This window comes from Chromobacterium sphagni (assembly GCF_001855555.1).
In the GTDB taxonomy this organism is placed as follows: Bacteria; Pseudomonadota; Gammaproteobacteria; order Burkholderiales; family Chromobacteriaceae; genus Chromobacterium; species Chromobacterium sphagni.
This window is the reverse complement of the sequence record NZ_MKCT01000023.1, coordinates 47847-61204: the sequence shown is the minus strand read 5'-3', so window position 1 is coordinate 61204 and position 13358 is coordinate 47847. Positions and strand designations below refer to the sequence as shown.

At 65.2% G+C, this 13358-nt stretch carries 14 protein-coding genes; 9 read left to right on the top strand and 5 right to left on the bottom strand.

What is annotated here, in order from left to right:
- From BI344_RS12065 to BI344_RS12045, 5 genes are all read left to right on the top strand, one after another.
- The coding region (locus BI344_RS12065) for an ATP-dependent metallopeptidase FtsH/Yme1/Tma family protein (protein WP_139166982.1) at positions 1 to 1175 on the top strand (1175 nt) is incomplete at its 5' end.
- 148 nt (positions 1176 to 1323) lie between these two features.
- Positions 1324 to 2160, top strand: coding sequence for a dihydropteroate synthase (folP, locus tag BI344_RS12060; protein WP_071113191.1), 837 nt, complete (start codon positions 1324 to 1326; stop codon positions 2158 to 2160).
- A 101-nt stretch (positions 2161 to 2261) separates the two neighbouring features.
- Positions 2262 to 3596, top strand: coding sequence for a phosphoglucosamine mutase (gene glmM / locus BI344_RS12055; protein WP_071113190.1), 1335 nt, complete (start codon positions 2262 to 2264; stop codon positions 3594 to 3596).
- 1051 nt (positions 3597 to 4647) lie between these two features.
- Positions 4648 to 5736 carry an ExeM/NucH family extracellular endonuclease gene (locus BI344_RS12050; protein WP_241499325.1) on the top strand — a complete coding sequence of 363 codons (1089 nt, stop codon included), beginning with the start codon at positions 4648 to 4650 and terminating at the stop codon, positions 5734 to 5736.
- Entirely contained in the window at positions 5733 to 6293 is a 561-nt protein-coding gene (locus BI344_RS12045) for a rhomboid family intramembrane serine protease (protein WP_071113188.1), read from the top strand. The genes BI344_RS12050 and BI344_RS12045 overlap by 4 nt, the downstream gene beginning before the upstream one ends.
- Here BI344_RS12045 and alr read toward each other — a convergent pair.
- Entirely contained in the window at positions 6235 to 7308 is a 1074-nt protein-coding gene (gene alr / locus BI344_RS12040; protein ID WP_071113187.1) for an alanine racemase, read from the bottom strand. The two genes, BI344_RS12045 and alr, sit on opposite strands and share 59 nt — an antisense overlap.
- A 112-nt stretch (positions 7309 to 7420) precedes the next feature.
- Here alr and BI344_RS12035 point away from each other — a divergent pair, with 112 nt between their 5' ends.
- On the top strand, positions 7421 to 8038 hold the full coding sequence (locus BI344_RS12035; RefSeq protein ID WP_071113186.1) for a DedA family protein: 618 nt from the start codon (positions 7421 to 7423) through the stop codon (positions 8036 to 8038).
- A gap of 65 nt (positions 8039 to 8103) precedes the next feature.
- On the opposite strand, the gene BI344_RS12030 is transcribed toward BI344_RS12035, so the two are convergent.
- Entirely contained in the window at positions 8104 to 8430 is a 327-nt protein-coding gene (locus BI344_RS12030) for an FKBP-type peptidyl-prolyl cis-trans isomerase (protein WP_071113185.1), read from the bottom strand.
- Between the two features lie 140 nt (positions 8431 to 8570).
- On the opposite strand from BI344_RS12030, the gene BI344_RS12025 reads away from it, so the two are divergent.
- Positions 8571 to 9356 (top strand): DUF2189 domain-containing protein, encoded by a 786-nt coding sequence (locus BI344_RS12025; RefSeq protein WP_071113184.1) that lies wholly within the window; start codon positions 8571 to 8573, stop codon positions 9354 to 9356.
- A 10-nt stretch (positions 9357 to 9366) separates the two neighbouring features.
- Positions 9367 to 10317 carry a D-2-hydroxyacid dehydrogenase gene (locus BI344_RS12020; RefSeq protein WP_071113183.1) on the top strand — a complete coding sequence of 317 codons (951 nt, stop codon included), beginning with the start codon at positions 9367 to 9369 and terminating at the stop codon, positions 10315 to 10317.
- A gap of 244 nt (positions 10318 to 10561) precedes the next feature.
- Here the strand turns inward: BI344_RS12020 and BI344_RS12015 are convergent, their stop codons facing one another.
- Positions 10562 to 11041: a DUF1841 family protein gene (locus BI344_RS12015; protein ID WP_204378003.1), complete on the bottom strand. Its 480-nt coding sequence runs from the start codon at positions 11039 to 11041 to the stop codon at positions 10562 to 10564.
- Between the two features lie 126 nt (positions 11042 to 11167).
- Here BI344_RS12015 and BI344_RS12010 point away from each other — a divergent pair, with 126 nt between their 5' ends.
- Complete coding sequence (locus BI344_RS12010) at positions 11168 to 11647, top strand: glutathione peroxidase (protein WP_071113182.1); 480 nt, start codon at positions 11168 to 11170, stop codon at positions 11645 to 11647.
- 48 nt (positions 11648 to 11695) lie between these two features.
- Here BI344_RS12010 and trmB read toward each other — a convergent pair whose 3' ends face one another.
- A complete protein-coding gene (gene trmB / locus BI344_RS12005) occupies positions 11696 to 12376 on the bottom strand; it encodes a tRNA (guanosine(46)-N7)-methyltransferase TrmB (protein WP_071113181.1) in 681 nt (226 codons plus the stop codon).
- Positions 12377 to 12413: 37 nt separating this feature from the next.
- Positions 12414 to 13331 (bottom strand): SDR family oxidoreductase, encoded by a 918-nt coding sequence (locus BI344_RS12000; RefSeq protein WP_071113197.1) that lies wholly within the window; start codon positions 13329 to 13331, stop codon positions 12414 to 12416.
- Positions 13332 to 13358: the final 27 nt, after the last annotated feature.

The following is a 13358-nucleotide window of genomic DNA, read 5'->3' as shown; positions in this document are numbered from 1 at the left end:
CGAAGAAGAACTCGCCGTGCATCATCTTCATCGACGAAATCGACGCGGTCGGCCGCCAGCGCGGCGCCGGCCTCGGCGGCGGCAACGACGAGCGCGAGCAGACGCTGAACCAGCTGCTGGTGGAAATGGACGGTTTCGACACCAATTCCACCGTGATCGTCATCGCCGCCACCAACCGTCCGGACGTGCTGGACCCGGCGCTGCAACGCCCGGGTCGTTTCGACCGTCAGGTGGTGGTGCCGCTGCCGGACATCCGCGGCCGCGAGCAGATCCTGAACGTGCACATGCGCAAGGTGCCGATCGCCGCCGACGTCAACGCCGAGGTGATCGCGCGCGGCACGCCGGGCTTCTCCGGCGCCGACCTGGCCAACCTGATCAACGAGGCCGCGCTGTTCGCCGCCCGCCGCAACAAGCGTCTGGTGGACATGGAGGACCTGGAGTCGGCCAAGGACAAGATCATGATGGGTGCCGAGCGCCGCAGCATGGTGATGACCGAGGAAGAAAAGCGCAACACCGCTTACCACGAGTCCGGCCATGCCGTCGTCGCCAAGCTGCTGCCGAAGTCCGACCCGGTGCACAAGGTCACCATCATCCCGCGCGGTCGCGCGCTGGGCGTGACCATGCAGCTGCCGGAGCAGGACCGCTTCGCCTACGACCGTGGCTATCTGATGGACCGTCTGGCCATCCTGTTCGGCGGCCGCATCGCCGAAGAGCTGTTCATGAACCAGATGACCACCGGCGCCTCCAACGACTTCGAGCGCGCCACGCAAATGGCTCGCGACATGGTCACCCGCTACGGCATGTCGGACAAGCTCGGCCCGATGGTATACGGCGAGAACGAGGGCGAAGTGTTCCTCGGCCGCTCCATCACCACCCACAAGAACCTGTCCGAAGCCACGCTGCAGCAGGTGGACCAGGAAATCCGCCGCATCATCGACGAGCAGTACGCGCTGGCGCGGCGCCTGCTGGAAGAGAACCGCGACAAGGTGGAGGCGATGACCGCCGCGCTGCTGGAGCTGGAAACCATAGACGCCGATCAGATCAACGACATCATGGAAGGCAAGCCGCCGCGTCCGCCCAAACCGGGCAGCAGCTTCGCCGCCAAACCGGATGAAAAACCGGCTGAGCCGATGGCTCCGGTCGAGGCGACTTCCGATCCGGCCCAGGAAGTCTGATCCCGCTCGGCATCCGAACCGGGCAAGCCTTCTTGGGCTTGTCCGGTTTTTGCATCTGTGGATGGCTTGGCCTGAGGGGCGCCGCAGTAGTCGGGGCGATGTTTAACCCGAAGCCGATGGTTGTCGGTCGAATCTAAAGAGTTGTTGCATGAAGACTTTGCTGTGCGGGCGTTTCACGCTCGATCTGTCCCGTCCGCTGGTGATGGGCATCCTCAACGTCACGCCGGACTCCTTCTCCGACGGCGGCCGCTTCAACCGCGTCGACGACGCCTTGCTGCGCGCCGAGGCGATGCTGGCGGAAGGGGCGGACATCCTCGACATCGGCGGCGAGTCCACCCGCCCCGGCGCGGCTTTCGTCAGCCCGGAAGAGGAGCTGCAGCGGGTGCTGCCGGTGCTGGACAAGCTGCGCGACATCGGTGCGCCGATCTCGCTGGATACCCGCCGCAGCAGCGTGATGCGCGAGGCGCTTCGGCTTGGCGCGGTGGATCTGGTCAACGACGTGTCGGCGCTGGAGGACGAAGGTGCGCTGCCGCTGGTTGCCGGCAGCCGGGCGGCGATCTGCCTGATGCACAAGCAGGGCAATCCGGACACCATGCAGGATAGGCCGGTCTACCAGGACGTGGTGGCGGAGGTGGCGGACTATCTGCAGCGCCGGGTTCGGCTGTGCCTGGACGCCGGCATCGCCCGCCAGCGGCTGTTGGTGGACCCGGGCTTCGGCTTCGGCAAGACGCTGGCGCACAATCTGGCCTTGCTCAAGCGGCTGGACGAGATAGAGCGCGTGGTCGGCGTGCCGCAACTGGTGGGCCTGTCGCGAAAATCGATGCTGGGAGCGGTCACCGGCGAGGAGATTCCCGCGGAGCGACTGGGCGCCAGCGTGGCTGCCGCGCTGGAATCGGCCAGGCGCGGCGCGGCGGTCATCCGGGTGCACGACGTCAAGGCCACGCGCCAGGCGCTGCAGCTGTGGCAGGCGTTGCGGGAATCTTGATCTGAAACTGGTTTTAGCCACTGAGCTGATGGCAGAATAGCGGCTGTCTTGACCGGCGCTGCCATCGCAATCCGGCATTTAATCGACGATAGAGAATACTGATGAGTCGTAAATACTTTGGCACCGACGGGGTGCGTGGCGAGGTCGGCAAGTTTCCGATCACGCCGGAATTCGTGATGAAGCTGGGCTATGCCGCCGGCCGCGTGCTGGTCAACCACGACCAGGACAGTCGTCCCACCGTGCTGATCGGCAAGGATACCCGCATTTCCGGCTATATGCTGGAGGCGGCGCTGCAGGCCGGTTTCACCGCCGCCGGCGTCAACGTGCTGCTGACCGGCCCGTTGCCGACGCCCGGCATCGCCTACCTGACCCGCGCGTTGCGACTGGAGGCCGGGGTGGTGATTTCCGCCTCGCACAATCCTTTCCAGGATAACGGCATCAAGTTCTTCGCCGAAGGCGGCAACAAGTTGGACGATGCGCTGGAGCTGGAGATCGAGGCGATGCTGGAGCAGCCGATGGCAACCAACGTTTCGCTGGAGCTGGGCCGCGCCCGCCGCATCGACGGCGCCGCCGAGCGCTACATCGAGTTCTGCAAGAGCACCTTTCCCAACGAGCTGAGCCTGAAGGGCCTGAAGCTGGTGGTGGATTGCGCCAACGGCGCCACCTATCACATCGCGCCCAAGGTATTCCATGAACTGGGCGCCGAACTGGTGGAGATAGGTTGCGAGCCCAGTGGCTACAACATCAACGACAAGGTGGGCGCCACCTATCCCAAGACCCTGCAAGCGGCAGTGGTGGAGCACCATGCCGACTTCGGCATCGCGTTGGACGGCGACGGCGACCGCCTGATCATGGTGGATGCCGCCGGCAGCGTCTACGACGGCGACCAGCTGATCTACATCATCGCCAAGGCCCGCGCCGCGCGCGGCGAACTGAAGGGCGGCGTGGTCGGCACGGTGATGACCAATCTGGCGATGGAGCTGGCGCTGGGCAAGCAGGGTGTACCGTTTGGCCGCGCCAAGGTCGGCGACCGCTATGTGCTGGAAATGCTGCACGCCGACGGCTGGCAGGTGGGCGGCGAGGCTTCCGGCCACATCCTGTGCCTGGACAAGCACAGCACCGGCGACGGCATCATCTCCAGCCTGCAGGTGCTGGCCAGTTTGAAACAACTGGGCATGACGATGGCGGAAGCCTGCGGCGATTGGCAGCCTTTCCCGCAGACGCTGATCAATGTGCGCCACAACGGTTGCGACTGGAAACGCGCCGCCGCTGAGCCGTTGGCGCAAGCCGAGACGGCTCTGCAGGGCCGCGGCCGCGTGGTGTTGCGGCCATCCGGCACCGAGCCGGTGGTGCGGGTGATGGTGGAGGCCGACGACAAGTCGCTGGCGGATACCTGGGCGCGGACCATCGCGCAGGCGATCGAACAGGTCGCCTGATCCGATTGCACCGCAAGCCAGCAACAAGATGCCAACCTGTCCGGGTTGGCATTTTTTTGTAAAAACCTTCATTTTTGGTCAGGTTAAATCCCAATGTCATTGGGCGGCAGCTAGAATTGCCGCTCCTTCACTCAGGATGACAAATAAAAATGAAGACAATGCTCACAATCATGCCGATCCGGCTTGGTCTGGCGGCGCTGTCGGCGATGGCTAGCCTGCCGGCAGGCGCCTTCTGCTCCATCGGCGCGACGCAGCGCATCCATCAGATTCAGGGCCGCGCGGCGGCCAGCCCCTTGCAGGGTCAGATGGTTGCCGCGCAGGGCGTGGTCAGCAGCCTGCTCTACGGCAAGGACGGTCCGGTCGGCTTTTTCATGCAGGAGCCGCCAGAGACCCAGGATGCGGACCCGGCTACCTCGGAAGGCATTTACGTCTATACCGGCAAGCTGGCATTGCCGGCGCTGAAGAGCGGCGATCTGGTCAGCGTGCGCGGCAAGGTGTTGGAGTTTTCCCGCAAGGGCGATGCCTATAGCGAAACCCAGCTGCAGCCGACCAGCGCCGCCGATGTGCAGTCCTGCGGCGCGCAGGGCGAACTCCGCCTTGCGGCCTTGAGCATGCCGCTGAGCGGCGACCCTGCCCAGCTGGAGGCGCTGGCCGGCATGGCTGTGGCGTTCGAGCAGCCGCTGTACGTGGCCGACAGCTACCACTATGGCCGCTATGGCGAGCTTGCCCTCTCCAGCCAGCCGCGGCAGTGGACCGCCACCCAGCTGTACCGGCCCGGCAGCGCGGAAGCGAAGGCGCTGCAAGCGGCGAACCGCCGCGATCGGCTGATCCTGGATGACGGCCAGACCCAGCAGAACATGGATGCCTGGCTGCCCGGCCCTGGCGGCCTGTCGGCTAGCCGCACTTTACGGGCGGGCGACAAGCTGCGGGGTTTGCGCGCGGTGGTGTCGTTCGGCAATGGCAGCTACCGCTTGCAGCCCTTGGGCGCGCCGCAGGTGGAGGGGCCAATCCACGGCCGGCGGCGCCGGCGCGCCAGGCCGGCCAGTTGCGGGTGGCCAGCTTCAACGTGCTCAACTTCTTCAACGGCGACGGCCTGGGCGGCGGTTTTCCCACCGAGCGCGGAGCGAAGACCCGCGCCGATTTCCTGCGGCAGAAGGCCAAGATCGTCAGCGCCATCCGCCAGCTGGACGCCGATGCGCTGGGATTGATGGAGATCGAGAATGACGGCTTCGGCCCGCAGTCGGCGATCCAGGAACTGGCGGGCGCCCTGAACGATGGCCTGCCGGCGGAAAAACAGTACCGTTTCGTCGATCCGGGAGTGGCGAAGATAGGCAACGACGCCATCAGCACCGGCATGTTGTACCGTCCGGCGCGGCTGAGCCCGCAGGGCGCGGCGCAAGTGGTGGCGGTAGGCAACCCGGCGCGCAACCGACCGATGCTGGCGCAGACCTTCGCGCTCGGCGACGGCCGGCGGCTGACGCTGGCGGTCAACCATCTGAAATCCAAGGGCAGCAGTTGTGCGGACACGCAGGTGGACGGGGTGGTCGATGCCGATCTGGGCGATGGCCAGGGCAACTGCAACCTCACCCGGGTGCAGGCGGCGCGCGATCTGCTCCAATGGGCGCAGGCGCGCGGGCAGAATCCACAGTCCGGCCTGCTGGTTATGGGCGATATGAACGCCTACGCCAAGGAGGATCCGATCCGCACCCTAGAGGAGAGCGGCCTGGCTAATCAGCTGGCGCGCTTCCAGTCCGACGCCTACTCCTATGTCTATGGCGGCGAGTCCGGCAATCTGGACCACGCGCTGGCCGACGCCGCGCTGGGCCAGTGGGTGAGCCAGGCGGGCGAGTGGCACATCAATGCCGACGAGCCGACGGCGCTGGAATACGGCAGCGAGTTCAAATCGCTGGTGCAGCAGCAGAACTACTATGCCGCCGACGCCTACCGCTCGTCTGACCACGATCCGCTGTTTGTCGACTTGAAGGCGGGGACGGATGCGTCGCGGCAGCAGGATCAACCGGCGCCGTCTTCGCCGTCCAGTCCGGCGCCCTCGTCCGGCAGCATCGCGGCGGGGGACCCGCAGGTTCTGAGCCTGCTCGGGCTGGCCGGTCTGCTGGCCTGGCGCCGCTGCAGGCAATGAGGCTCCAGCCCAGCCTGCTGCCGGCGCTGCTGCCCTTGTGTCTGCCGGTGGGGGAGGCGGCGCGGCGCTGGCGCTTCGATCCGGCGCTGGCCGCTGATGAATGGTGGCGCTGCTGGAGCGGCAGCTGGGTGCACGCGGACTGGCGCCACGCGCTGTTCAACAGCGCCGGCCTGTTGCTATTGGCCTGGCTGGGCGGCCCCGGCCATGCGCGGCTGTTGTGCTGGCTGGCCTTGTTGTTGCCATGTCCGATCGCGCTGGTCCAGCTGGCCTTGCCGCACGCCGGACCGTTTCTGGGCGCATCCGGCGTGCTGTACGGCTGGTGGGCGGCTTTGGCCTGGCAGTGGCGGCGCGACGGTTCGGGATGGCTGCTGGCGTTGCTGTTGTTGTCGCGGCTGGGCTGGCAGTGGGTCTGGCCGCAGACGTGGGCTGGCGGCCAGGCGGTGTTGTGGTCGGCCCATGCCAGCGGGGCGCTGGCGGGGCTGCTGCTGGCGGCGTGCTTCAGCCGCGCAGCACGCGCGGCACCCGCGTCGCCACCGCGCACATCAGTTCATAGCTGATGGTGCCGGCGGCTGCGGCAACCTGTTCTATCGGTACCTGGGCTCCCCACAGTTCCACCCGGCTGCCGACGCCGGCCTGCGGCAGATGGCTCAGATCCACCGCCAGCATATCCATCGAAATCCGTCCCACCGTGCCGCTGGCTTGGCCGTCCACTGCGACCGGGGTGCCGTTGGCGGCGATGCGCGGATAGCCGTCGGCGTAGCCGCAGGCGACGATGCCGATGCGCATCGCCTGCCCGGCGATGAAGCGGCGGCCGTAGCCGACCGCGTCGCCGCTTTGCAGCGTTTGGACGGCGATGATGTCGGCGGACAGCGTCATCGCTGGCCGCAGGCCCAGTTCCGTTCCGGTGGCGGAGTCAAACGGCGAGGCACCGTACAGGATGATGCCGGGACGTCCGATGTCGCCATGGGTATGCGGATGGCGCAGCAGCGCCGCGGAGTTGGCGGCGCTGGTCTCCAATCCGCTGGCCTGCGCCAGCGGCGCGAAGCGGCGCCACTGTTCGTCCACGCCATAGTCGTCGTCGGCGCTGGAGAAGTGGGTCATGATGGTGGAGAGCCGCAGCTGCGGCATTGTCCGCAGCCGGGCCTGGATCTCGTTCAGCTGCGCCGGCGGGAAACCCAGCCGGTTCATGCCGCTGTTGACCTTGAGCCAGACCTCGACGGCGCCCCTGGCGGAACCTTTGGCCAGCCAGTCCATCTGTTCTAGTGAGTGGACGGCGCCGCTCAGCCGGTATTCGGCCATCGCGGCGGCTTCGGCCGCGTCGAACGGGCCCTCCAGCAGGGCGATGGGGTGCTGGATGCCGGCTTCGCGCAGCGCGACGGCGTCTTCGATATTGAGCAGGGCAAAACCGTCGGCCAGATCGGCCAACGCCTTTGCAGTGTCCAATACCCCGTGGCCGTAGGCGTTGGCCTTGATCACGGCGAATAGGCGGCGGGCTTGCGCGTGCTGGCGGGTAAACTGGAAATTATGGCGGATGGCGGAGAGATCGATCTCCAGCCGGATAGGGCGTGTCATGTCAAGAAAGTGTGAACAAGAGGTGTGCTATTATACACCCCCGTTCTTGGACTTTTGCCGAACTGCCGTCCGCCTTGTCGCTATGACTTGATTGCCGGCAGACGGAACAATAATGGATACACTGCAGATACTTCTCGATTTTTTCACCGGCTATGGCTACCTGGCTGTATTTGCGGTGTTGCTGGTTTGCGGTTTCGGCGTGCCGATTCCCGAGGACATTACTCTGGTGGCGGGCGGCGTGATCTCCGGCCTGGGCTACACCAATGTGCACTACATGTTCCTGGTGGGCATGGCCGGCGTGCTGGTGGGCGACGGCATCATGTTCATGGCCGGCCGCACTTTCGGCAACAAGGTGCTGACATTCCGCCCGATCGCCCGCATCCTCACCCAAGAACGTTTCGAGGCGGTGCAGGAGAAGTTCGCCAAGTACGGCAACTGGGTGCTGTTCGTCGCCCGCTTCCTGCCGGGGCTGCGCTCCCCGATCTTCATCACCGCCGGGATGACCCGGCGCGTGCCCTACTGGCGCTTCTTGCTGATGGACGGCTTCGCCGCGCTGATCTCGGTGCCGGTGTGGGTGTATCTCGGCTATTACGGCGCGGCCAACCGCGAATGGCTGATGACCATGGTGCACCGCGGCCAAGCCGGCATTCTCGCCGTGGTGGCCTTGCTGCTGCTGGCGGTCGGCCTGGTTTGGCTCAGGCGCCGCCGCATGGCCTGCGCCAAGAAATAAGCGCGCCGGACAATGGAAAAAGGCCATCGCGAGATGGCCTTTTTTTACGGGCGCTGCGGATGGGATCAGCCTACCTGCAGCAGCTCCACTTCGAACACCAGAGTGGCGTTGGGGGGAATCACGCCGCCGGCGCCGCGCGCGCCGTAGCCCAGTTCGGCCGGGATGGTCAGCTTGCGCTTGCCGCCGACTTTCATGCCCTGCACGCCCTGGTCCCAGCCCTTGATCACATGGCCGGCGGCCAGCGGGAAGCTGAACGGCTGCATGCGGTCCTTGCTGGAATCGAACTTGGTGCCGTTGGTCAGCCAGCCGGTGTAGTGCACGGTGACTTCCTGGCCGGCCACCGCCTCGGCGCCTTCGCCGACAACCAGTTCTTCAATGATCAGTTCGCTCATGGCGTTTCCTTTCGCTTGCTTGGGGTTTGACCGCGCGATTGTAGCAGCCCGGCGGCCGCTTTGTGTTTTCCCCGGTGTGGCATATAACGAAATTCAGAGCGCCAGGTCTCTGCCTTTCCACGCGATGCAAGGGGTGTGCCATGGATGTCACTCAACATGAAGTCCCGCCAGTCCGCCCGGTCGCGCGCCGGGTGGCGTTCCAGCAGCCGTTTGTGTGGTTGAAGAGGGGGTTCCGCGACTTCCAGAAGGCGCCCGCCGACTGCCTGTTCTATGGCGCGGTCTTCGTGCTGATGGGCTATCTGCTGGGGGTTTACGCCGAACAGGCGCCGGAGCTGGTGATCACCTTCGCTACCATCTTCCTGCTGGCCGGCCCCTTCCTCGCCATCGGCATCTACGACATCGCCAAGCAGATGGAGGCCTTCGACGGCCACGGCCGGGTGAAACTGCTGCACAGCATGGCGGCCTGGCGCGTCAACATGCCGGGCTTCAGCTTGTACGCGGTGCTGCTGGCGGTGCTGGTGTTCGGTTGGTTCCGCGTGTCCTTGCTGATGTTCGCGCTGTTCTACGATACCGCGGCGCTGCCCAATCTGAACGAGATCGTCGTCGACGCCTTCACGCCGGACAATCTGCTGTTCCTGGTCGCCTATTTCGCCGTCGGCTTCCTATTCGCCCAACTGGTGTTCTCGATCAGCGTGGTATCCATTCCGCTGCTGCTGGACAAGGAGGTGGACACCATCACTGCGATGATAGCCAGCGTGCAGGCGGTGTACCGCAATGTGCTGACGATGGGGTTGTGGGCCGTTATCATTGTGGCGATGACGGTGGTGGGCTTCGCCACCTATTACCTGGGCCTGATCATCATCATGCCGGTGCTGGCGTTGTCCAGCTGGCATGCCTATCGGGATTTGATCACCTTCGAGCGATGACCTCCAAGCAATGACTCATAGCGTCGTATTCCTCGACCGGGACAGCCTGCCTGTCCCGGTTCCCGTTTTCAGCTTTCCCGTCCGCTACCGCGAATATCCGGCCACCGCCATCGAACAGATACCGGAGCATGCCGCCGGCGCCGAGGTGCTGATCAGCAACAAGGTGCCGCTGGACCGCGCCGCGCTGGCGCGGTTGCCAGACCTGAGGCTGGTGGCCATCGCCGCCACCGGCTACAACCATGTCGACCTGGACGCCTGCCGCGAGCAGGGGGTGGCGGTGTGCAATGTCCGCCACTATGGTGACCACACGGTGGCGGAGCACGCGCTGACGCTGATGCTGGCGCTGATGAAAAACCTGCCGGCCTACCAGCGCGACGTGGCGGCCGGCGTGTGGAGCCAGGCCAAGCGGTTCTGCCACTTCGGCGCGCCCATCCGCGAGATGCGCGGCGCGGTGCTGGGCATTGTCGGCGGCGGCGGCATCGGTCAGCAGCTGGCGCAGATGGCCACGGCGTTCGGCATGGAGGTGGTGTTTGCCGGGCGCAAGGGCGAGGCGACGGCGCGGGCGGGCTATCTGCCGTTCGATCAGGTGTTGGCGCGCGCCGATGTGCTGTCGCTGCATTGCCCGCTGACCGATTCCACCCGAGGCCTGATCGCCCAGGCGGAGCTGATGGCGATGAAGCCCGGCGCCATCCTGATCAATACCGCGCGCGGCGGCCTGGTGGACGAGGCCGATCTGGTGGCGGCGCTGAAGTACGGCCAGCTGGGCGGAGCCGGTTTCGATGTGCTCAGCAGCGAGCCGCCTGCGCCCGACAATCCGCTGCTCAAGGCCAGGCTGCCCAATCTGATCGTCACGCCGCATGTGGGCTGGGCCAGCGCTGAAGCGATGCGCAGGCTGGCGGCGCAACTGGTGGAGAATATCGAAGCCTTTGTCCGGGATGAGGCGCTGAATCGGTTGGTATAAATGGTTTGCTAAAAGCAGAAGTCGCTTTTATTGATAAAAGCCGGCTGTTTCCTACGGGATAGCCGGCTTTTTCCGTTCATGACGCTGTCTATTTTATTTGATTTATTTAATAAGAATTTGAAATTTGTTTAGTATCTGGCTATGTTGGAAAGGCTCGGTCGGCCATCGCCGGCTTGAGCTGCCCCGCTTGTTGCGCCGTTGCCGGTTTCCCGCCACGGTTTTTTTTGCCTGTCGGCGGCAGGGTTCAGTCCGGAATATCGTTGGGATTGATCCGCGGCTGCTCTTCCTCGCCCAGGCCCAGCTTGCCGCGCACACAGGAAATGTAGCGGTTGACGTCGGGGCCGCCGCCGTAGCGTTGGGCATGCCAGATCATTTCGCCCAGGCATTCCATGATCTCGTGCTGGGCGCGGTGCTCGTCGCCGTGGCGCAAGGCCAGTTGCGCGTACAGCGCGCGGATGCCGAAGGGCTGGTCTATCGAGCGCTGCTCGGCGATGGCGACATGCAGGCCCAGGTGCAGGAAGGGATTGCTCTCCCCCATGTCCGGCGTCCATTCCTGTCCCAGGAAAGTTTCCGGATTTTCCAGGATGGGATGATACTCCGGGTGGTCTATAAGAATGGTTAGGACCACCTGTTCCAGGTCGGACAAGGGCTGACTGGATTTGGACTTGCTCCAGGTGTCGAAAAAGAATCGGCGCGCGTCCTGGCGGCTGGGGTTGAACAGCATGGATATGAACCTCCGGCGGTGACAGTCTGGGCTCGGCGGCGACGCCGCATGCGCAGGCGTTGGATTTCAGAGAGTCGCAGGCGGTTGCCACTCCGGGCTGCGGCATTATACGGGACGGAGGTTGCGATGACCACGCTCTACGATTTTACCGTGCGCACCGCCGGCGGCGCGGCGCGGTCCTTGTCCGATTTTGCCGGCCAGGTGCTGTTGGTGGTCAACACCGCCAGCGAGTGCGGCTATACCAAGCAGTATGCAGGCTTGCAGGAGCTGCAGGACTTTTTCGCCGGCCAGGGTTTTTCCGTGCTGGGTTTTCCCTGCAATCAGTTTGGCGGCCAGGAGCCGGGCAGCGCCGACGAGATTCTGGCGTTCTGCCAGGGTCGCTTCGGCGTCAGCTTTCCCGTGATGGCCAAGCTGGAAGTCAACGGCGACGGCGCCGATCCGCTGTGGCGCTGGCTGACCCAGGCGGGGTCGGAGCATCCGCATCCGGTGAAGTGGAATTTCACCAAGTTCCTGATCGACGCGCGCGGCCGGGTGGTGAAGCGCTACGAGCCGGCGGTGGAGCCGTACGAGCTGGTGGACGATGTCCGTGCGCTGCTGGCGCGCTGAGGCGTAAATGAGACAGCCCGCTTAGGGCGGGCTGTAGGCGGCGCAAGCTTATTTGCGGCGGAAGATCAGGTCCCACACGCCGTGGCCCAGCTTGATGCCGCGGGCCTCGAACTTGGTCAGCGGGCGGTAGTCCGGGCGCGGCGCGTAGCCGTCGGCGCTGTTGGCCAGGCCGGCGTTGCCGCTGAACACTTCCATGATTTGCAGCGCGTAGTCCTCCCAGTCGGTGGCGGCGTGGATATAGCCGCCCGGCTTCAGCTTCTGCACCAGCTTGGCCACCAGCGGCGCCTGGATCAGGCGGCGCTTGTTGTGGCGTTTCTTGTGCCAGGGATCGGGGAAGAAGATATGCACGCCGTCCAGGCTGCCGTCCGCCAGCATATTGTCCAATACTTCCACCGCGTCGTGGCGGATCAGGCGCAGGTTGGAGAGCTCTTTTTCCGCGATCAGCTTGCACAGGTTGCCGACGCCGGGGGCGTGCACCTCGATGCCCAGGTAGTCCTGTTCCGGATTGGCGGCGGCGATTTCGGCGGTGGCGCCGCCCATGCCGAAGCCGATCTCCAGGATCTTGGGCGCGCTGCGGCCAAAGGCTTGCTCCAGGTCTAGCTGTTCGGGGCGGTATTCGATGCCCCAGCGCGGCATGCCTTCGTCCATGGCACGCTGTTGACCGGGCGACAGGTGGCCCTGACGCAGTACGAAGCTTCTGATCGCGCGTTGAAAAGCCGGATTTTCCATTTTGCTGGCCTGCTGAAAACTCAAAAAAAACGCGATGTTACCGAATCTTGGCGCGGCTTGCGAGTATTGCCGCCTTGCGCGGCTCATCCCGAGACAGCTCCGCCAGATAGTCCAGCACGGTGGGCCAGCGCAGCGGCGTGCCCAGTTCGCGCTTGATCCGGCTGTTGTCCAGCCGGCGCGACTCGGCCAGGAACGACCATTGCTGCGGCGAAACCCTGGCCTGGACTTCGCTGCGCGGCAGTTGCGGCGGGCAGGCAAGGCCCAGCGCCGCGCCCAGTTGCCGGTACCATTTGCTGACCGGCAGCGGCAGATCGTCGCAGGCGTTGTAGACGCGGATGCCCTGGCGGCGGCGCAGCGCGGCCACGCACAGGCGGGCCAGATCGTCGGCGTGGATATGGTTGCTGTAGCTGTCCTCGTCATCAACTATCAGCGGCGAGCCGTTGGCGAAGCGCGCCAGCGGCAGCCTTTCGTCGGCGTAGATGCCGGGCGCGCGCAGTATCGTCAGCGCGCCGCGATGGCGGCGGACAAAGCGGCGCAACTGGCTTTCCGCGTCGGCGCGGCGGCAGGCCCGTTCGCTTTGTGGCCGCAGCGCCGCAGTTTCATCCAGCACAATGCCGTTTGCATTGCCGTAGACGCCACTGGTGCTGATATAGACAAACTGCTGTGGTATGCTGTCGCCTTTTGCCAGCGCGTACAACAACTTGCGCATCCTTGGGTCTTTCGCGCCGGACAGCGGCGGCGGCGCGCACAGCAGCAGCGCATCGGCGATGCCGGCCAGCCGCGTCAGGCTGTCGCGATGGTCGAGATCGCCGGGAATGGGCTGGACGCCGAGGCCTCTCCATGCTTCGGCCGCCACCGCGCTGCGGCATAGGGCCAGGACTCGCCAGCGGCCCAGCAAGGCGGGCAGGGCGCGGCGGGCGACATCGCCGGCGCCGATTATCAGTAAAGTACGCATGGTGTGCATTTTAGCCAGAATTCGGGA